This window comes from Caulobacter sp. LjRoot300 (genome assembly GCF_964253875.1).
GTDB lineage: Bacteria > Pseudomonadota > Alphaproteobacteria > Caulobacterales > Caulobacteraceae > Caulobacter.
On sequence record NZ_CAXUSA020000001.1, the window covers coordinates 37,554 to 57,251 of the forward strand.

General features: G+C 67.9%; 18 protein-coding genes and 1 pseudogene. 1 reads left to right on the forward strand and 18 read right to left on the reverse strand.

Annotated features, from left to right (window positions below):
• Positions 1-4 precede the first annotated feature (4 nt).
• The 13 genes from lpxD to ACSQ2G_RS00265 all read right to left on the reverse strand — a co-directional run bounded on the left by lpxD (position 5) and on the right by ACSQ2G_RS00265 (position 12,258).
• The gene (gene lpxD, locus ACSQ2G_RS00205) at positions 5-1,039 is read right to left on the reverse strand and encodes a UDP-3-O-(3-hydroxymyristoyl)glucosamine N-acyltransferase (RefSeq protein WP_436027302.1); all 1,035 of its coding nucleotides are present in this window, start codon (positions 1,037-1,039) and stop codon (positions 5-7) included.
• A 46-nt stretch (positions 1,040-1,085) separates the two neighbouring features.
• Positions 1,086-1,733: an OmpH family outer membrane protein gene (locus ACSQ2G_RS00210; RefSeq protein ID WP_436027303.1), complete on the reverse strand. Its 648-nt coding sequence runs from the start codon at positions 1,731-1,733 to the stop codon at positions 1,086-1,088.
• Positions 1,734-1,738: 5 nt separating this feature from the next.
• Complete coding sequence (gene bamA, locus ACSQ2G_RS00215) at positions 1,739-4,099, reverse strand: outer membrane protein assembly factor BamA (RefSeq protein ID WP_436027304.1); 2,361 nt, start codon at positions 4,097-4,099, stop codon at positions 1,739-1,741.
• A 28-nt stretch (positions 4,100-4,127) separates the two neighbouring features.
• On the reverse strand, positions 4,128-5,312 hold the full coding sequence (locus ACSQ2G_RS00220) for a M50 family metallopeptidase (RefSeq protein ID WP_436027305.1): 1,185 nt from the start codon (positions 5,310-5,312) through the stop codon (positions 4,128-4,130).
• 41 nt (positions 5,313-5,353) lie between these two features.
• Positions 5,354-6,553 carry a 1-deoxy-D-xylulose-5-phosphate reductoisomerase gene (locus ACSQ2G_RS00225; RefSeq protein WP_436027306.1) on the reverse strand — a complete coding sequence of 400 codons (1,200 nt, stop codon included), beginning with the start codon at positions 6,551-6,553 and terminating at the stop codon, positions 5,354-5,356.
• Positions 6,550-7,398, reverse strand: coding sequence for a phosphatidate cytidylyltransferase (locus tag ACSQ2G_RS00230; RefSeq protein ID WP_436027308.1), 849 nt, complete (start codon positions 7,396-7,398; stop codon positions 6,550-6,552). Before ACSQ2G_RS00230 ends, ACSQ2G_RS00225 begins: the two co-directional genes overlap by 4 nt.
• A complete protein-coding gene (gene uppS / locus ACSQ2G_RS00235; RefSeq protein WP_310081350.1) occupies positions 7,376-8,155 on the reverse strand; it encodes a polyprenyl diphosphate synthase in 780 nt (259 codons plus the stop codon). The genes ACSQ2G_RS00230 and uppS overlap by 23 nt, the downstream gene beginning before the upstream one ends.
• A 43-nt stretch (positions 8,156-8,198) precedes the next feature.
• Positions 8,199-8,765: a ribosome recycling factor gene (gene frr, locus ACSQ2G_RS00240; protein ID WP_310081352.1), complete on the reverse strand. Its 567-nt coding sequence runs from the start codon at positions 8,763-8,765 to the stop codon at positions 8,199-8,201.
• A 25-nt stretch (positions 8,766-8,790) separates the two neighbouring features.
• Entirely contained in the window at positions 8,791-9,528 is a 738-nt protein-coding gene (pyrH, locus tag ACSQ2G_RS00245; protein ID WP_436027309.1) for a UMP kinase, read from the reverse strand.
• 210 nt (positions 9,529-9,738) lie between these two features.
• The gene (gene tsf, locus ACSQ2G_RS00250) at positions 9,739-10,677 is read right to left on the reverse strand and encodes a translation elongation factor Ts (protein ID WP_436027310.1); all 939 of its coding nucleotides are present in this window, start codon (positions 10,675-10,677) and stop codon (positions 9,739-9,741) included.
• A 162-nt stretch (positions 10,678-10,839) separates the two neighbouring features.
• Positions 10,840-11,775: a 30S ribosomal protein S2 gene (gene rpsB, locus ACSQ2G_RS00255; RefSeq protein WP_310081358.1), complete on the reverse strand. Its 936-nt coding sequence runs from the start codon at positions 11,773-11,775 to the stop codon at positions 10,840-10,842.
• A gap of 205 nt (positions 11,776-11,980) precedes the next feature.
• Entirely contained in the window at positions 11,981-12,112 is a 132-nt protein-coding gene (locus tag ACSQ2G_RS00260; protein ID WP_436027311.1) for a hypothetical protein, read from the reverse strand.
• 26 nt (positions 12,113-12,138) lie between these two features.
• Positions 12,139-12,258, reverse strand: a complete 120-nt coding sequence (locus tag ACSQ2G_RS00265; RefSeq protein ID WP_436027313.1) for a GNAT family N-acetyltransferase — start codon at positions 12,256-12,258, stop codon at positions 12,139-12,141.
• A 412-nt stretch (positions 12,259-12,670) separates the two neighbouring features.
• On the opposite strand from ACSQ2G_RS00265, the gene ACSQ2G_RS00270 reads away from it, so the two are divergent.
• The gene (locus ACSQ2G_RS00270; protein ID WP_436027314.1) at positions 12,671-13,321 is read left to right on the forward strand and encodes a haloacid dehalogenase-like hydrolase; all 651 of its coding nucleotides are present in this window, start codon (positions 12,671-12,673) and stop codon (positions 13,319-13,321) included.
• A 978-nt stretch (positions 13,322-14,299) separates the two neighbouring features.
• Here ACSQ2G_RS00270 and ACSQ2G_RS00275 read toward each other — a convergent pair.
• The 5 genes and pseudogenes from ACSQ2G_RS00275 to sidA form a co-directional block, all read right to left on the reverse strand.
• Positions 14,300-14,833 (reverse strand): annotated as a pseudogene (locus tag ACSQ2G_RS00275) (transposase); the annotation flags it as partial.
• Between the two features lie 78 nt (positions 14,834-14,911).
• The gene (locus tag ACSQ2G_RS00280; RefSeq protein ID WP_436027315.1) at positions 14,912-15,262 is read right to left on the reverse strand and encodes a GFA family protein; all 351 of its coding nucleotides are present in this window, start codon (positions 15,260-15,262) and stop codon (positions 14,912-14,914) included.
• A gap of 186 nt (positions 15,263-15,448) precedes the next feature.
• A complete protein-coding gene (locus ACSQ2G_RS00285) occupies positions 15,449-15,763 on the reverse strand; it encodes a DUF5076 domain-containing protein (protein WP_436027316.1) in 315 nt (104 codons plus the stop codon).
• Between the two features lie 266 nt (positions 15,764-16,029).
• The gene (gene dnaE / locus ACSQ2G_RS00290; protein WP_436027318.1) at positions 16,030-19,464 is read right to left on the reverse strand and encodes a DNA polymerase III subunit alpha; all 3,435 of its coding nucleotides are present in this window, start codon (positions 19,462-19,464) and stop codon (positions 16,030-16,032) included.
• Positions 19,465-19,488: 24 nt separating this feature from the next.
• A complete protein-coding gene (gene sidA, locus ACSQ2G_RS00295; RefSeq protein WP_035018457.1) occupies positions 19,489-19,578 on the reverse strand; it encodes a cell division inhibitor SidA in 90 nt (29 codons plus the stop codon).
• Positions 19,579-19,698: the final 120 nt, after the last annotated feature.

Sequence of the window (19,698 nt, forward strand, 5' to 3'; positions counted from 1 at the left end):
TGGCTCATTCTAGCCCCTTGGTTCCCCGGCCGCCCGCCTTGCGCGACAGCCATGCGGTCTCTCGGAGCCACCGCTTCAGCGGTCGCGCCGGAAACCCAGTCCATGTTTCGCCGGCCGGCACGTCCTTGAAGACCGACGCCGAGGCGCCGATCTGGGCGCCCGCGCCGACCGTCAGGTGATCGGCCACGCCGGCCTTTCCGCCGAACGCGACCCCGTCGCCGACCACGGTGCTGCCGGAAATGCCCGTGAAGGCGGCGGCGACGCAGTTACGACCCAGCCGGACGTTGTGGGCGACATGGACGAGATTGTCGATCTTGGTGTTCTCGCCGATGGTCGTATCGCCGAACGCGCCGCGGTCCACGCAGCTGTTGGCGCCGATCGTCACCCCGTCCTGCAGGATGACCCGGCCCAGTTGCGGCAGGTCGACGACGCCGCCGGGCCCGCCGGCCGCGCCGAATCCGGCTTCGCCGATCACCGCCCCGGCATGGATCGACACCCGATCGCCGACCAGGGCGAAGCCGATCACGGCATTGGCCCCGATCCGGCAGTCGCGGCCCACGGCCACGCCAGGGCCGATCGTCGCGCCAGGAGCCAGATAGGTCCCCCGGCCGATTCGCGCGCCCTGGCCGACGACCACGCCGGGAGACAGGGTCACGCCCTCCTCCAGGTGGCTGTCGGGATGGATGTGCTGCGCGCCGTCGTGGCGGCGGGGGGCGTGCAGCCGCCGCGCCGCCGCGGCCCAGGCGGCCTGCGGGTGGCTTGTCAGCAACAGGATGTAGGCGGCTCGCGCCTGGACCTGGACCTGGTCGGCGTGTTCCGGCCGCAGGAAGCAGGCCGCGCCCTCCAGGCCGGCCAGGTCGGCCAGGCGCCGAGGATCGGACAGAAAGGTGATGGCGCCCGCGCCGGCGCTCTCGAGCGGCGCGGCGTGCGAGATCAGGTGACGGCCGTCGGCCGGATCGGCCAGCCGAGCACCGCTCAGGCTGGCCAGTTCCGCGAGAGTCGCCGGACCCAGGTCTTCGAAAAAGCGCGGGTCCGGCATCGGTCCTCTCGTGAGCGGCCCGGGCGTCATGCCCGGGCCGACTCGACTACTTCTTGGGAGTCGTCGGCTGCAGAGCTTGAGCCCCCGGAGCCGCTTGGTCCAGACGTTCGCGATCGAAGGTCAGGGTCTTGATGCGGGCGTCGACGGCGGTGACGACCGCGTCGGTGATGTCCATGGCCGGATTGCCCAGCAGCACCGACTCGCGCTCGATCAGGATCGAGCAGGTCTTGGCCTGGTAGGCCTGGCGGATGGCCGGGTCCAGTTCCTGATAGACGCGGGCCAGTTGCTTCTGCTCGGTGGCCTCGACTTCGCGCTGGCGCAGCTGGCCCTTACGCTGGAAGGCGTTGCCGCGCACCTGCAGGGCGGCGGCCTGTTGTTCGAGGGCGCTCTGGTCGAGGGTGGCCCGCTTGGCGTCCAACGCCTTGGCGTCAGCTTCCAGGCTGGTCCGCTCGGCGTTCAGTTCGGCGTTGACCTGCGAGATGATGGTCTTCAGGCGGGCGTCGACGGCCTTGCCCACCTGCGAGCGGGCGACGGCGCCCTGGCTCGAGAAGATGCAGACGCCGGCGATCGGCGCGCCGTGGGTGACCGGCGGCGCGGCCGGGGCCGTCGGAGGCGTGGCCTGGGCGAAGGCGCCCGACGCCGTGGCGAGAGCGGCCAGACCCGAAACGGTCGCGGCGAGGAACTTGGGGGTCATGCTTATTAAAACCTTGTGGAGGTGGAGAACCGGAAGGTCTCGGTCCTGTCGTAGTCATCTTTAGCGAGAATATGGCTGAAATCGAACGTGATGGGCCCCATGGGGGATTTCCAGTCGATGCTCAACCCCGCCGAAGCCCGCAGGCCCAGGTCGTCCTTGATGTTCTTGTTGATCTCGCCGCCCGCCGTCAGGCGGTCGACGTCGTCCAGCTGGCCGGCCGTACCGAAGTCGCTGAACAGGCGGGCCTTGATCCCGTACTGCTCGGGCAGGAAGGTCGGGACCGTCAGCTCGAACGTGCCGATGGCGTACAGCTTGGCGCCCAGGGCGCTGCTCTGCGTCGTCGTGTCGCGCGGGCCGATACCGGCGATCTCGAAGCCGCGGAACGAGCTGCCGCCCTTGTAGAAGCGGTCGTTGATGCGGATGTTGTCGCCGCCCCAGCCTTCGATATAGCCCGCCGAACCGGTGGCGCTGAAGATGAAGTCCTTGTTGAAGCCCCAGTACCAGCCGGCGTCGGTCTCGGTCTTCAGATACTTGGTGTCGCCGCCGAAGCCGGCCAGATCCTGGCTCAGGTCGGCGAACCAGCCGCGCGTCGGCTGGATCGGGTCGTTGCGCTTGTCGAGCCGCAGGTTGTAGCCGAACAGCGAGGTTATGTACGAGCCGCGCTGCAGGCAGAGGATGTCGGACACCGACCCGCTGGCGCAGAGATTGTCCGCGACGCTCACCTTGTCCTGGCGGAGCTGGTAGCGCAGGCCCATCGAGGCGTTCTGCGTCAGCGGGAAGCCCAGGCGCAGCGTGCCGCCGGTCGATTCCGTGTCGTAGGCGGCGTAGTCGCTGAGGTCGTAGCGATATGAATACAGGTCCAGGCCCGCGCGCAGGTCGCGGCCCAGGAAGCGCGGCTCGGTGAAGCCGAAGTCGATCTGCTGGCGCAGCGAGCCGACCGAGACGCGGGCCCGCAGGTTCTGGCCGCGGCCGCGGAAGTTGCGCTCGGTGATGCCGACGTCCAGCACCAGCTTGTCGACCGAGCTGTAGCCGGCGCTGAACGACAGTTCGCCGGTCGGCTGCTCCTCGGTCTTGACCCGCAGGGTGGTGCGGTCCGGCTGGGCGCTCGGCACCTCCTCGATGTCGACGTCCTTGAAGAAGCCCAGGGCCCGGACGCGGTTCTTCGAGCGGTCGACCAGCACCCGGTTGTAGGCGTCGCCCTCGGCCACTTCCAGCTCGCGGCGCACCACATAGTCCAGCGTGCGGGTGTTGCCGACGATGTCGATCCGGTCGACGTAGACGCGCGGGCCTTCCCGTACCGAGAACACCACGTCCACGGTGTTGTTCTCGTGGTTGGGCACGTAGCGCGGACGCACGTCCACGAAGGCGAAGCCGGCCGCGCCCGCCGCGAAGGTCAGGGCGTCGGTGGCCTGCTCGATCTTCTCGTCTTCATACAGCTGGCCGGCGCGGATCGGCAGGATCTGGGCCAGCAGGTTGCCGTCCAGCTTCTTCAGCTCGGTTTCGACGGTGACCTTGCCGAACTTGTACTTGGGGCCTTCGTCGATCGTATAGGTGACCGCGAAGCCGTTCTTGTCGGTCGCCAGCTCGGCGACCGAGGCCACGACCCGGAAGTCGAAATAGCCGCGGTTGCGGTAGAACTTGCGCAGCTGCTCGCGATCGTACTCGATCCGGTCCGGATCGTAGTTGTCGTTGCTGGTCAGGAACTTGTACCAGTGCGACTCCTTGGTGACGATCACGTCCTTCAGGTCGTTGTCCGAATATTCGACATTGCCCAGGAAGTTGACGCCCAGCACGCCGCTCTTGGGGCCTTCGCTGATCTCGAACACCAGGTCGACGCGCTTCTGCGGCAGTTCGACCACCTTGGGCGTCACGGTCGCCGAGATGCGGCCCGAGCGGCGATACAGCTCGATGATGCGCTGGACGTCGGCCTGGACCTTGGCGCGGGTGAAGATGCCGCGCGGACGGATCTGGACCTCGTCCTTCAGCTTGTCTTCCTTGAGCGCCGAGTTCCCCTCGAAGACCACCTGGTTGATGATCGGGTTCTCGACGACCTTGACGATCAGGTCGCCGCCCTGCAGCTCGATCTTCACGTCGGCGAACAGGTCGGTGCGGGCCAGGGTCTTCAGCGCCAGATCGAGGCGCTGAGGGTCGACCGTCTCGCCCGGCTGGATCGGCAGGTAGGACAGCACGGTCCCTTGCTCGATCCGCTCGTTGCCCTGCACCACGATGCGCTGCACCACGCCCGTGGCCTGGGCCTGGGCGAGGGCCGCCTGCGGCGCGGTCAGCGCCGTGGAACCGAGAAGAAGCGCAACGCCGGTGGCGAACGCGGCGCTATGGGCGCGAATTTTGTTCATGGGACCAATCATGGACGGACGGCCAGCTCACGAGAACAGGTCACGAGAACAGGCCGCCAATGAATTTGAACACGTCGTAGCGATGGAGATCGTTCCAGGCCGCGAACAGCATGAAACCAAGGATCAAGGCAAGCCCCGCTCTGAAGCCGGCCGCCTGGAACTCGGCCTTCAGCGGTCGCTTGGCGATCGCCTCGTAGGCGTACATCAGCAAATGGCCGCCATCGAGCACCGGTATGGGCAGCAGGTTCATGAAGCCGATGCTGACCGACAGGGTGGCGACCATGATCATCTGGCCGACGAAGAAGCGCAGCAGCAGAGTCTGGATGTCGGGCGCGTCGACCGTCGTGGCCGAGGCCATCGCGCCGACCGCGTGGCCGATGCCGATCACGCCGCTGATCTGGTCGGCCGAGATCTGGCCCGTGACCAGACGGCCAAGATAGAAGCCGATGGTGCTGATCTGGTCCCAGACCTGCACGGTGGCGTCGGGAATGGCGCGCCAGATCGACGAGCGATAGTGATAGGGCTTGCTGACATTGCCCACGCCCAGCCGGCCGATCTTCATGCGGCCGTTGATCTTGTCCACCACCTCGACCTGGACCGGCGTGGCCACCAGATGCACGGTCTGGCCTCCACGCTCGACCGTAAAGTCGATAGGCAGGCGCGCCCGCAGGATGACGTAGCCGCTGAGCTCCTCGAAGGTCTTGATCCGGCGACCGTCGACCTTGGTGACCAGATCGCCCGGCTTGAACCCGGCCGCCGCCGCCGGGCCGTCGGCCGGAACTGTGTCGATTCTCGCCGGATGGCGATATTCGCCCAGCGTCACAGCGAAGACGGCGAACACGGCGATCGCCAGGGCGAAATTGGCCATCGGACCGGCGACGGCGATGATCGCGCGCTGCCAGACGGGCTTGAAATGATAGTAGCGCGAAACGGCCGCCTCGCCTTCCCGGCTGGCGATCTCGCGCTTGAGGACGGCTAGGTCGCTGCCGTCAGGCACGCTGGCGGCGTTGTCGTCGCCTGAGAATCGCACGTAGCCGCCCAGCGGGATCGCGGCGATCCGCCACTCGACGCCGGTCTTGTCGCGCCAGGCCACGATCTTGGGACCAAAGCCGATCGAGAAGCAGTCGATCGCCACGCCACAGGCTCGCGCGGCCCAGAAATGGCCGAGTTCGTGCACTGTCACGACGACGGACAGCACGAACACGAACGCAAGAAGGCCCGTCAAAAACCCAATCATAAGGTGGCGCCCAACTCCCCGGTCAGTCTCTAGATACGGTTTTGGCCGACAACCTCGGCCGCAATGCGGCGAGCCGAGGCGTCGGTCATCATCGCGCTGTCGAGGGCGTCGCCGTGGCTGTCGGCGAGCTCGCCCAGGCCGTTCATGCGCTCAAGTGTCCCCGCCACCGCGCGGGCAATATCCAGAAAGCCGATCTGCCGGTCAAGGAAGGCCGCGACGGCCACCTCGTTGGCGGCGTTCATCGCGGCCGGCGCGCCGCCGCCCAGGCGCAGGGCCTCGCGGGCGATGGCGATCGACGGGAACCGGTCCAGGTCCGGCGCCTCGAAGGTCAGCTGGCCGTAGGCGGCCAGGTCCAGGGGCTTGGCGGGCCAGGACAGGCGCTGGGGCCAGGAGAAGGCGCAGGAGATCGGGCTGCGCATGTCCGGCGGGCCCAGCTGGGCCAGCGTCGAGCCGTCGGCGTATTCGACGAGGCTGTGGATCACGGACTGCGGGTGGATCACGACGTCGATGCGCTCTTGCGGGGTCTCGAACAGGTAGGACGCCTCGATCATCTCGAGGCCCTTGTTCATCATCGTCGCGGAATCGACCGAAATCTTGGCGCCCATCGACCAGTTGGGGTGGGCCACCGCCTGCTCCGGCGTGGCCTTGGCCATGGCGGCCTTGTCCCAGGTGCGGAAGGGACCGCCCGAGGCTGTCAGGATCAGGCGCGATACCTGGTCGATACAGTCGCGCTGCAGCACCTGGAAGATCGCCGAGTGCTCGGAATCGACGGGAATCACCGAGCCGCCGGCCTCGCGGGCGATGGCCAGCAGGGCCGGTCCGGCGCAGACCAGGCTTTCCTTGTTGGCCAGGGCGATGACCGCGCCGGTGCGGGCGGCGGCCAGGGTCGGGGCCAGCCCCGCCGCGCCGACGATGGCCGACATCACCCAGTCCGCCCCCATGGCGGCGGCCTCGGAGACCGCGGCGGGTCCGGCGGCGGCCCGCACGCCGGACCCGGCCAGGCGCTCGCGCAGCCGCGGCAGGCAGGTCTCGTCGTCGATGACCGCCACCTGGGGCCGCCAGCGCAGGGCCTGCTGCGCCAGCTTCTCGACGTTGCGGCCGGCGGTCAGGGCCAGGATCTCGACGTGGACGTCGGCCTGTTCGAACAGGTCCAGCGTCGAAACGCCGATGGACCCCGTCGACCCCAGCACCACGACCTTGCGGGCCTCGCCCGGGCGGGTGTGGGTCAAGGCAGCCACCCCCACTGGTCGAGCAGGCGCGCGCCGGCGACCACGATCGCCGCGAACATCAGGCCGTCGACGCGGTCCAGCATGCCGCCGTGGCCAGGGATCAGGTCGCCCGAATCCTTCACGCCGAACCGACGCTTGAGGATGGATTCCCAGAGGTCGCCGGTCATGGTGGCCAGGCCGCCCAGCAGGCCGATCGCGGCGGCCACGGGCCAGGCCAGGTGCAGGTCCGGCAAGGCGGGCAGCGCCTGGGACAGGGCGACGATGCCGACCGCGCCCAGCGAGGCGGCGACCAGTCCGCCGAAGAAGCCCGACCATGTCTTGTTGGGCGAAAAGCGCGGCCACAGCTTGGGGCCCTTCAGCAGGCTGCCCGTCGCGAAGGCGAAGATGTCGGCGAACCAGGTGACGGTGAACATCAGCAGGGTCCAGGACAGGCCGGCCTCCATCCGGCGCAGCCAGATCATCGCGATCACCGCCGGCGCGATATAGATCACGCCATAGGCCGCGTCGGCCCGCCGCTCGACCGCCCCCCGCGCCATCGACGCCGCGGCCAGGGCCCCGACGACCACTACGGGCCAGGTGATGTAGTAGTGGCCGCGGAAAGCGACGATCACCGAGATCGCCACGGCCGCGCCGATCGCCAGCGCCACGCCCAGCACGGACCGCCGGGCGCTCATCTCGGCCCACTCTCGAGCGAGCAACGCGACGCCCACCAGGATCAGGCCCAGGTACCAGACGTCGCCGAACCAGACGGCGGCCACGACCGTAGGCACCAGCACCGTGGCCGAGGCGACACGGATCCGCAGGTTGCTCCAGTTGAAACGCTTAGCCGGCGACGGCGACGTCATCGACGGCGATACCTCCATAGCGACGGTCGCGGCTGCGATATTCCGTCAACGCGGCGGCCAGGTGTTCGGGCCCATAGTCCGGCCAAAGAACGTCCTGATACACGAGTTCGGCGTAGGCGCATTCCCAAAGCAGGAAATTGGAGATCCGCTGCTCGCCGCTGGTGCGCACGATGACGTCCGGAGCCGGGGCCCCGGCCGTCGACAGCCGCTGTTCGAACAGCGCCTCGTCCAGATCGGCCGCCCGGGCCTCGCCCCGTTCCACAGCCTCGGCGAAGGCGCGCGCGGCGTCGGCGATGTCGGCCCGGCCGCCATAGTTGAAGGCCACCTGCAGCAGGAAGGCGTCGTTGTGGGCGGTGCGGCGCTCGGCTCGTTCGATGACATCCAGCACGTCGGGGGCCAGGCCCGTCCGGCGGCCGATGATCCGCACCTTCACGCCCTCGCGGGCCAGGCGCTCGAGGTCGGACTCCAGATAGGCCTTCAGCAGGCCCATCAGTTCCGACACCTCCTGCGGCGGACGGCTCCAGTTCTCGGTGGAAAAGCCGAACACCGTCATCACACCCACGCCCAGGGGCGCGGCGCCCTCGACGGTCCGCTTCAGGGCGTTGACGCCAGCCCGATGGCCCAGGACGCGCGGCAGGTTGCGCCGCTTCGCCCAACGGCCGTTGCCGTCCATGATGATGGCCACATGCAGGGATTGGCCCGACTTGGCGCCCCCGGCGCGCGTCGAGACATCCTGCAGGCCGGTCGTCGGCGCCATGCGCTTCAGCCTTCCCTCATCTCCCCCACAACGCAGGTCGATGCTAAACCTGCATGATCTCTTGTTCTTTGGTTTTCAAGGCCTCGTCGACCCGCTTGATGGCCTCGTCGGTCATCTTTTGGACCTCGGTTTCCATCTTTTTCAGCTCGTCTTCGCTGATGACGGAAGCCTTCTCGGCCTTCTTGAGATCGTCGTTGGCGTCGCGGCGGATGTTGCGGACCGCGACCTTCTGCTGCTCGGCGTACTTGCCGGCGATCTTCACCAGGTCCTTGCGACGCTCTTCGGTCAGCGGCGGGATCGGGATGCGCAGGTTCTGGCCTTCCACGACCGGGTTCAGGCCCAGGCCCGAATTGCGGATCGCCTTCTCGACCGAGACGACGACCCCCTTGTCCCAGACGTTGACGTTGATCTGACGCGGCTCGGGCACGCTGATCGAGGCCACCGCGTTCAGCGGGGTCGGCGAGCCGTAGGCCTCGACCATCACCTGGTCCAGCAGGCTGGCGGAGGCGCGGCCCGTGCGCAGGGAGGCGAACTCCTCCTTCAGGGCGACGACGGACTTGTCCATGCGGTCCTTGTAGCGGGACAGGACGGGTTTTTCGGCGGTGGCCATGGCTTGGGCTCTCTTCGCTGGGAAATTAAGCGGCGCGGTCGCCGGAAACGACGGTGTACGTTCCCTGGCCCTTGAGGACGTTCAACAGGTTGCCGCGTCCCTTGATGGAGAAGACCACGATCGGGATGTTGTTGTCGCGCATCAGCGCCACGGCCGAGGCGTCCATGACCCGCAGGTCCTTGGCCAGAACGTCCATGTAGGTGAGCGTGTCGTAGCGCTTGGCGGCCGAGTCCTTCTTGGGGTCGGCGCTGTAGATGCCGTCGACGCTGGTGCCCTTGAACAGGGCGTCGCACTGCATTTCGGCGGCGCGCAGGGCCGCGGCGGTGTCGGTGGTGAAGAACGGGTTGCCGGTGCCGGCGGCGAAGATCACCACCCTGCCCTTCTCCAGGTGCCGCTGGGCGCGACGGCGGATGTAGGGCTCGCAGACCGTGGCCATCGGGATGGCCGACTGCACGCGGGTGGAGACGCCGATACGCTCCAGGGCGTCCTGCATGGCCAGGGCGTTCATGACCGTGGCCAGCATGCCCATGTAGTCGGCGCTGGAGCGTTCCATGCCCTTGGCCGCGCCGGCCATGCCGCGGAAGATGTTGCCGCCGCCGATCACCAGGCACAGCTCGACGCCGGACTGGACGATCTCGCGGATGTCCTCGGCCACCGATTCGACGGTCTTGGTGTCGATGCCGTAGGGCGTGTCGCCCATCAACACCTCGCCCGAAACCTTCAGAAGCACTCGGCGATAGGGTCTGTGCTGGGCTTCGGACATGCGGAGGCTCTTCCTGAGTCGTCGGGACGCAACATAGTGCGCGTTCCGAAAAAGTGGGATCGGTTTTCCGGGCTTAAACCGGCCAGATCGCGTGCAGGTGCACGACCGGGGCGCAAAAAAAAGCGCGGCGCGCGCTCGATGCGCGCCGCGCCTTTCATAGGCGGTCTCGTTCGCCGCCCCGCCAGAAGAGCGATGGGCGGCGAACGAGGCTTAGGCTTGGCCGGCCATGGCGGCGACTTCGGCGGCGAAATCGCCTTCCGGAGCCTTCTCGACGCCTTCACCCAGGGCCAGGCGAACGAAGCCCTTCACGGTGAGCGGCGAGCCCAGTTCCTTGCCGGCTTCGGCGACCAGCTGCTCGACGGTCTGGTCCGGGTTCATGACGAAAGCCTGCTTCAGCAGCACGACTTCTTCCAGGAACTTGCGGATGCGGCCTTCGACCATCTTCTCGACCACGGCCGGGGGCTTGCCCGACTCCAGCGCCTGCGCGGTGAAGATCTGGCGCTCCTTCTCGATGGCGGCCTGGTCCAGATCGTCCGGCGACAGCGACAGCGGGGCGGTCGCGGCCACGTGCATGGCGATCTTGCGGCCCAGCTCAACGATCTTGGCCTGGTCGCCAGCGCCTTCGATGGCCACGAGCACGGCGATGCGGCCCAGATCCGGGGCCGTCGCGTTGTGGATGTAGGTCGCCACGGCGCCTTCAGCCACGGCGAACCTGGCCGAGCGGCGCAGCACCATGTTTTCGCCGATCGTGGCGATCAGGTGGGTCAGCAAATCCGACACGACTTCGCCGTCGGGCGTGGTGGCCGCGCCGATGGCGTCCACGCCCTCGTTGTCCAGGCCTGCCCTGGCGATCTTGCGCACGGCGTTCTGGAACAGTTCGTTGCGCGACAAGAAGTCGGTTTCGGCGTTCACCTCGACGGCGGCGGCGGTCATCCCCGCCCCTTCGGCGCGGACCACGATGCCCACGAGGCCTTCGGCGGCGACGCGGTCGGCCTTCTTGGCGGCCTTGGACAGGCCCTTCTCGCGCAGCCAGTCGATGGACGCGTCGATGTTGCCGTTGTTTTCGACCAGGGCCTTCTTGCAGTCCATCATGCCGACGCCGGACTTTTCGCGCAGCTCTTTCACCAGCGCAGCGGTCACTTCAGCCATGAGTTCCTCCATTAAACGTCAGAGCGCTTCCAACCGCGACCAAGACCGGTTCGGCGGGAGAAACGCGTGAAACAAAATTACGACCGGGCTTGATAGCCCGGTCGCATGTCAGGTTCACGAAGACCGGATCGAGACCGAAATCCCGATCCGGCGATCGGAAAATTAGCTCGCGGCCGGCTCTTCGGCGACGGCTTCGATCGCTTCGGCGGTCGCTTCTTGAGCGGCTTCCGGAGCGGCTTCGACGGCGGCCGGAGCAGCGGCGGCTTCGAACGCCGCTTCCTGCTCGGCGACTTCAGCGGCGGCGACTTCCGGCGCGGCGGCTTCAGCCACCGGTTCCGGGGTCAGTTCGCGCGCCAGGGTCGGCTCGATCGGGGCCACCGAGGCGCCCAGGTCGACGCCCGAGGCGGCTTGGCCGGCGGCCAGGCCGTCCAGCACCGCGTCGGCGATCAGGTCGCAGTACAGCTGCAGGGCGCGGGCGGCGTCGTCGTTGCCCGGGATCGGATAGGTGATGCCGTCCGGATCGCAGTTGGTGTCGAGGATGGCGACGACCGGGATGTTCAGCTTGCGGGCTTCCAGGATCGCGATCGCTTCCTTGTTGGTGTCGATCACGAACATGATGTCGGGGATGCCGCCCATGTCCTTGATGCCGCCCAGCGACAGTTCCAGCTTGTCGCGCTCGCGGGTCAGCTGCAGCAGTTCCTTCTTGGAACGGCCCGAGCCGTCGCCGCCCAGCACGCCTTCGAGTTCGCGCAGGCGCGCGATCGAGCCCGAAACGGTGCGCCAGTTGGTCAGGGTGCCGCCCAGCCAGCGGTGGTTGACATAGTACTGGGCGCAGCGCTTGGCGGCCGTGGCGACCGGGTCGCTGGCCTGGCGCTTAGTGCCGACGAACAGCACGCGGCCGCCGGCGGCGGCGACTTCACGCACCTTCACCAGGGCCTGGTGCAGGAGCGGGATCGACTGCGACAGGTCGATGATGTGGATGTTCGAACGCGAACCAAAGATGTAGCGGTCCATCTTCGGGTTCCAGCGGTGCGTCTGGTGGCCGAAGTGGGCGCCAGCTTCCAAGAGCTGACGCATGGAGAATTCGGGAAGCGCCATGATAGGTCTCCTTCTTCCGGTTGAACCTCCGTGGACACCCCCGCTCCGACGATTCGGACCGGGACCGGAACGGTAACGACGGGATGTCTCCCCGGCGTCGCCGCACGTCCACGTGTGGAATGGCCGCGCAGATAGGCGCGAACGGACCAAAAAGCAAGCCCTTAGACGCCTGAACCTTGCCCGTCGGGCCGCCGGCCCGGCAAGGTCATGCCGCCGTCGCGTCTTCCGGCCGGCTCAGGCGGTAGAGCGCGCGGGGCTCTCTTGCGTGGATCACCTCGCGCTCGAACGCGAACCCCGCCCGCTCCAGCACCCGGCGCGAGGCGCCGTGGTCGATCATGACCACCCCGACCGGGGACGGCAGGGCTAGCGGTCCAGCGCATGTTCGACTAGCGCCTCCGCGATCTCGCCGGCATATCCCCGGCCCCAGACGCCGCGCGCCAGGGCGTAGGCGATCTCGATCTCCGGAACGCCTTCCACCGTCAACGACCGAATTCCGGTGCTTTCCACGAAGGCGCTGTCGGGCGTGCGCCGATCCACAGTCCGAAGCCGTGGCGGTCCCAATGGGCCAGATTGGCCGCCAGATAGGCTCTTGTCGCCTCCGCGGGTCGGATATCCCGCCCAGATAACGTGAGACGGCCGAACCGAGGTGCAAGGCGACCAGGTCGGGCAGATCCCGCTCGTCCAGGCGCTCGGCGATCAGGCGGGCGGTCGCGAGACGGTCCATCGGGCGGCTCGCATGGCGACTTCGATCGGCGCAGGCCCACAAATGAACCCGATCTGTCCACAGGCGAACCGCAATCGTCATGCGTTTCTGACACAGAGATCGTGTCTGATGGCTCAGGTCCGACGGCTGGGTGGGAGCCGCTTGGCCTGCCGTGACGGGTAGAGGTGGCTCATGCTCGCGGTGTTCGATCTGGACGGCACGCTGCTGGACGGCGATTCCACGGCGCTATGGCTATGGGACCGGGCTTGCCGCTCGGTTCCCCGCCTGCTGACCACGCTGCTGGTCGCGCCGGTCGCCGTCCCGATGGTGATCGCGCCGCGCACCCGGCAGGCCGGAGCCTCGATCCTGCTGTGGATCGCCACGGTCGGACTGGACGAGCGGGCGCTGCGGGACTCGTGCGCCGATTTCGCCGCCCGTTTCCATGCCGACGCCCTGCCCCTTCGCTGGCGCCGCCACGGGGTCGAGACCCTCGACGCTCATCTCGCCGGCGGCGACGAGGTCGTCGTCGTCACCGCCGCCCCGACCCTCCTGGCCCAGGCCCTGATCGCCCCGCTGGACCGGCCGATCATCGTGCTGGGCACCTCGCTCAAGCGCCGGGCCGGCGGCTGGGTCGCCGACATCCATTGCCGTCACCAGCGCAAGTGCCAGGCCCTGGCCGAGGCGGGCCATGGTCCGCGCTGGGCCTATGCCTATACCGACAGCCTCGACGATTTGCCGCTGCTGCGCGGGGCGGACGCGCCGATGATCGTCGGCTGCGGCAAGGCCGCCAAGCGCCGCCTCGGCCGCGCCGGCCTGGCCAACGGCCGCGCCAGCGCCTGGTAGAAGGCTCCCTGCCCGCGCCTGGCGCCCGGTTCCGATCACATCCGAGAAGCCCCATCCGAGTGGTCTACAGCGCCGACCTGGCGGCTCCCGAAGCCCCTGCCCCGCCGACAAGGCGTTTCGGATCGCCAACGTCTCGGCTGATTTGCGAGCCTGGTGGTTTGCCGCGGGCGCGAGGGTGTAAGCCAGGCGGCGTCGGAGTCGATCGACGACCAAGGGGCGCGCCGGGCGCGCGGCTTGGCCGAAACCGGTTTCGAGGCCGGCTGGCCGACCCCACGGATCGCAGCTCTGCGCACGGCCGAAGGCCTGCGGTCATGATCGACAGCTGGACGTAGGGCTGGTCGCGCGCGGCACGCCTTGTTCCCAGCGCCAAGGCCTTCGAGATCCGCGCCCTATCCATCCGCAGTCAGCTAGAGCAAGTCGCGCGATATAGGAACCGCGCGACTTGCTCTAGACTTTTGTTTTCGCAGCGCTTTTGCGGAAAACCGGCGCCCACTTTTCCGCGCGATGCTTTAGTGGAGACGCAGCCAGCGAGAAGACCCGTCTCAAGCAGGCTCTGGACGAGGCCGTCGCCGACAGCCGCCGACAGGATCGCGTTGTCGTCCAGGACGGCCCCGGATCGAGGCCCGGCTCCAGGCGAAGCCGCGGGGTCCACGGACCCGCGCGGCCCTGCTGCAGACCATCCCCCACGTGGGTTCTGCTATCGATGCGCCCCTGCTGACCGATCTGCCCGGGGCGCCTGGATCGCAACGCCTTCGCCTGCCTGAGGCCTGGGCTCCACCTGGACCAGAGCGGGGTGCGGGCTGGGCACGCAGCGATCGGCGGCGGCCAGCTCCGGGTCGCGCCGCCCTCTATGGATCGCGCGGGCCTGGTCAGCCGATCCGCTTCATCCTGACCGCCGGACATCGCGGCGACGCGCCCCAAGTCGGCATTTTGATCGAGGGACTGTCCGCCCGGCTCATCATGGGCGACACCGCCTATGACGGCGTCCTTGTCGGCGATGGTTTGGCGCAAAGGGTCGGTGTCGGCCATGACGCGGGCGGCTCGCGATCAAGGCGGCCGCCCGTGGCGCGTCGCCCTACGATCCTGGGTCGGAATGAAGCGTGCCGATTTGGCCCAGGCCGCGGACGGCCACGTGGACCTTGGTGCTCAGGCCCCCGCAAGAGCCTCCAGGCCTGGTCTTCAGCTCCCCTTTTGGGCTCCGCTGGCGCGCAGTGGGCGCGGACGATGGTGGCGTCGACGATTAGGGGCTCGAAGTCCGGATCATCGGACATCGCCTCGAAAATCCGCCGCCATACGCCCTTCTGGCTCCTGCGGCCGAACCGGTGGAAGGCGCCGTTCCAGTCGCCGAACGCCTCGGAAGGTCGCGCCAGGGCGAGCCGGTGCGAACGGTCCTAGGGCGTCCTCCACGAACGTCCCGCTGTCACGACCCGTCGAGCCTTTCTGATCAAAGCGACCAATGATCAGCCCCGCCATCCGTCGCCAACGGGCGTGGCTCGACTCCAAACGATCCATCACGCTCAAGACCGCCTCCTCAAAGGCGGTCTTGAATCATGATCCACGCCCGACGGGACTCCTTGGAGTCCACGGCGCCTAGCGCGACTTGCCGTCGAACCGGTGCGGTTCCAGGGCGAAGACGTCCACCTCGTCAAGGCAGCGGACATTGATCGCCGCCATCTCGGTCCCATCCGGCCCGAGGCCGCGGCCGAACGACTGGACGCCGCAGGTCCGGCAGAACAGGTGCGCGATCTTGTGGGTGTTGAAGCGGTATTCTGTGAGGGCGTCCTGGCCCTGCTTCAGCTCGAACGCCGAGGCCGGCGCGAAGGCCAGCACCGATCCCAGCTTGCCGCATCGCGAGCAGTTGCAGGTGATCAGGTTATCCAGCGCGACCTCGACCGCGTAGCGCACCGCGCCGCACTGGCAGCCGCCCTCATGTCTGGCCATGGGCCTTCTCCTCCTCTCAGATTCAATCGACCGGCGCGCTCTTGGCGGCCGACCGCCGACACGACCGTCGACGCGGCGGCTCGCGAGACGCCAGCCCCCGCGACCAAGGTCACCGGAGGTCGCCCCGCGCGCCCGAAGCATCGGCTCGCCACCGGCCATCGGGCCGAGGAACCGCGTTGCGCGACATCAGATCGCCTCGCGTCCACGCCCGCCTGTCCGTTCGGACGAAGGTTCGGCCGCTTCATCGTTGAAGCGCTCGACCAGCGCGTCCAGCAGGTCCGCCCGCGATCCCAGGCCTTCGGCGCTCAGCGCATCGGCGACGTGTCCGGCTAGGTCGGCCAAGATGATCCCCCAAGCCGCCGTTTCCCGGTCGACCCCGTCCGCCGCATAGAGACCCACCTTCAGAGAGCAATGCAGCCCTTGTTCGGCGATCCACACGCGGGCCAGTTCCAGCGCGTTCGCATCGCGAACCGCCGCCGGGGGAATTCCAAGCGCGTCCATCCTGCCTCCAAGCCCAAGCGGCCCAAGATCACGTCACCGAAGCGGTCATGAAGGTCGACGCCGACGCGCTCCGAAACTCACACGCCAGCCCACGACGAGAGCGAAAGCCCGCTTTGTCGAAGCACTTCCGAGCGAAGCGGCCTCGTTCGCGCGAAGAACGCCCAGCGACAAAAAACCTGGAGCTCCCGTCTGACACCGTCAGGACGCGAAAATGCCCCGCCCTTGCCCACGCGGAGGCTGAGCCCGCCGCCGCGCGTCCTTCCGCATCATACGTCCTCCAGCAGCGCCACCCCGGGCGCGGTCTTCAGGGCCCCGCGCAAGGCGGCGTCCAAGGTGTAGCGGCCCGGCAGCTTCATCTCGATCTCGCGGCCGCCGCCCAGGGCGGCGATCAGGCTGACCTCGCCGCCCCGCGGCGAGGCTGCCGGCTCGAGCCGCTTCTTCAGGGCCTCGATCTCGGTCGCCGAGGGCGACAGGTGCAGGCGCAGCCCCGCCACCATGTTCTCGATGGCCTTCTCGATCGGCTCGGCGTCGTCGCCGAAGAACCGCACCTCGCCGTCGCGGGCCTTGGCGCGGACCTTGATCGACACCGCCTTGCCCGGCTCCAGCACCTCGCGGCACTTGCGCAGCGCCTCGGGCGGAAACAGCACCTCGTACTCGCCGCTGGGATCCGACAGCGAGACGAAGGCGAAGCGCTCGCCGCTCTGCGAGGCGCGCTCCTGGCGGCGGCGGACCACGCCGCACATGCGGAAGGCCTCCATGCCGGCCTCGGCGCGCGGGATGACCTCGGTCAGCATAGCCGTGCGACGGCGGCGCAGCACCCCGACCATGTCGTCCAGCGGGTGGCCGGTCAGGTAAAAGCCGACCGCGGCCAATTCCTCGTCCAGCAGGTCGACCTGGCTCCAAGGCTCGGTCTTCTTCAGGCGCGGCCGGCCGGCCGCCGGGTCGCCGCCGAACAGGGCGTGCTGCCCGCCCTGGCGATCGGCGGCGATGCTCTGGCCGTGGGCGATCAGCACGTCGGCCGAGGCGAAGATCTGGGCGCGGTTCTTGTGGATGGAGTCGAAGGCCCCGGCCCGGGCCAGGTTCTCGATCGCCCGCTTGTTGACCAGCTTGGGATCGACCCGCTCGACGAAGTCGAAGATGTCGCGGAACGGCCCGCCCTCCTCGCGGATGGCGACCAGGTGCTTCATGGCCTCCAGCCCGACGTTGCGCACCGCGCCCAGGGCGTACAGCACCTCGCCGTTCTCGACCTCGAAGTCGGCGCCCGAGCGGTTGACGTCCGGCGGCCGCACGGTGATGTCGAAGCGCCGGGCGTCCTGGTGGAAGACCGCCAGCTTGTCGGTGTTCGACAGATCCAGGCTCATCGACGCGGCCAGGAACTCGACCGGCGTATTGGCCTTCAGCCAGGCCGTCTGGTAGGCGATCAGGGCGTAGGCGGCGGCGTGCGACTTGTTGAAGCCGTAGCCGGCGAACTTGGCCACCAGTTCGAAGATCGAGCCGGACTGCTCCTCGGGAACGTTCTTTTCCTTGGCCCCGGCGACGAAACGGATCTTCTGGAGATCCATTTCCTCCTTCTTCTTCTTGCCCATGGCCCGCCGCAGCAGGTCGGCTTCGCCCAGGCTGTAGCCGGCCAGGATCTGGGCGATCTGCATCACCTGTTCCTGGTAGACGATGACGCCGTAGGTCTCCTTCAGCACCACCTCCAGCGAGGGATGCAGGTTGTCGACGGGCTTTCGGCCGAACTTGCAGTCGACGAAGGTGTCGATGTTGTCCATCGGCCCCGGGCGGTACAGCGAGATCAGCGCGGTGATCTCCTCGATCGAGCCGCAGCGCATCTTGCGCAGGGTGTCGCGCATGCCCTGGCTTTCCAGCTGGAACACGCCGACCGTCTGGCCCGAGGCGAGCAGTTCGTAGGTCTTGGCGTCGTCGAACGGCAGCTTGCCCAGGTCGATGACCTCGCCGCGCTTCTTCAGGTGCTTGACCGCCCGATCCAGCACCGTGAGGGTCTTCAGGCCCAGGAAGTCGAACTTCACCAGGCCGGCGCTTTCGACCCACTTCATGTTGAACTGGGTGGCCGGCAGGTCCGAGCGGGGATCCTTGTAGAGCGGCGTCAGCTGGGTCAGCGGCCGGTCGCCGATCACCACGCCGGCGGCGTGGGTCGAGGCGTTGCGGAACAGGCCCTCCAGCTGCAGGGCCACGTCCAGGCAGGCCTTGACGTTGCCGTCCTCGTCACGGGCCTGCTTGAGGCGCGGCTCGATGTCGATGGCCTGGGCCAGGGTCACCGGCGCGGCCGGGTTGTTGGGCACCATCTTGCAGAGCCGGTCGACCAGGCCCAGCGGCAGCTGCATCACCCGGCCGACGTCGCGCAGCACGGCGCGGGCCTGCAGGGAGCCGAAGGTGATGATCTGAGCCACCCGATCGCGGCCGTACTTTTCCTGCACATAGACGATCACCTCTTCCCGCCGCTCCTGGCAGAAGTCGATGTCGAAGTCGGGCATGGAGACCCGTTCGGGATTGAGGAACCGCTCGAACAGCAGGCCGAAGCGCAGCGGATCCAGGTCAGTGATGGTCAGCACCCAGGCGACCAACGACCCGGCGCCCGAACCGCGGCCCGGGCCGACGGGGATGCCGTGCTCCTTGGCCCACTTGATGAAGTCCGACACGATCAGGAAGTAGCCGGGGAAGCCCATCTTGATGATGATCGACAGCTCGAAATCCAGCCGGTCCCAGTAGGCCTGCTCGTCGACGGCCAGCTTGTCCAAGGCGGCCAGGCGCATCTTCAGGCCTTCCTTGGCCTGGTGGGTCAGTTCCTCGGGCTCGCTGCGGCCGTCGCCGGTGGGGAAGCTGGGCAGGATCGGGTCGCGCTTGTGCACCATGAAGGCGCAGCGGCGGGCGATGTCGAGGGTGTTGTCGCAGGCTTCCGGCAGGTCGGCGAACAGCTTGCGCATGTCCTCGGCCGGCTTGAACCAGTGCTCGGGCGTGACGCGCCGCCGCTCGTCCTGGCCGACGAAGGCGCCGTCGGAGATGCACAGCAGGGCGTCGTGGGCGTCGTACAGGCTCGGCTTGGCGTAATAGACGTCGTTGGTGGCGACCAGAGGCGCGTCGTTCTCATAAGCCCAATGGACCAGGCCCGGCTCGGCGGCGGCCTGGCGCGGCAGGCCGTGGCGCTGCAGCTCGACATAGAAGCGGTCGCCGAACACCCGCTGCATCTGCGCCAGGGCGGCCTCGCCCTCGGCGGTCTTGCCGGCGGCCAGCAGGGCGTCGATCGGACCGTCCGTACCGCCCGACAGCAGGATCAGCCCCTCGGCGTGCTCGACCACCTTGGCCCAGGGCACGACCGGCTCGGCCATCTCGCCGCTCTCGAGATAGGCCAGGGACGACAGTTCCGAGAGGTTCAGATAACCCCGCTCGTTCTGGACCAGCAGGGTGATGGTCGGGGTGCGGGCCCAGCGCTCGGTCGGCCCCGCCCCGATCCCGGACACCGCCAGGGCGCAGCCGATGATCGGCTGAACCCCGTAGTCCTTGGAATAGACGGAATATTCCAGCGCCCCGAACAGGTTGTTGCGGTCCACCAGACCCGCCGCCGGCATGCCAGCGGCCGCGGCCATGCCGGGGATCTTGTCGGCCTTGATGGCGCCTTCCAGCAGCGAATAGGCCGAGCGCACGCGAAGGTGGACGAAACCCTGACCTTCATTGCCCGACATCACCGCACCTCATGCTTTCGCGACTCAGGCCACCAATTGGGCGACCTGGCACATCATCCAGACGAAGCTCGCGACAGATACAAGCGCCAAAGACTCACGCGCGATACGGACCATGGGAACCCTCCTGCGGTCGTTGCTTGTTTGTTCTATATTCCACTTTTGTTCTCGTCCGCAAGAGACCCTTGTTCGATTGCGCGCTTTTTTGTCGCGCCGCCCGCGCGGATGGGTCGCGGC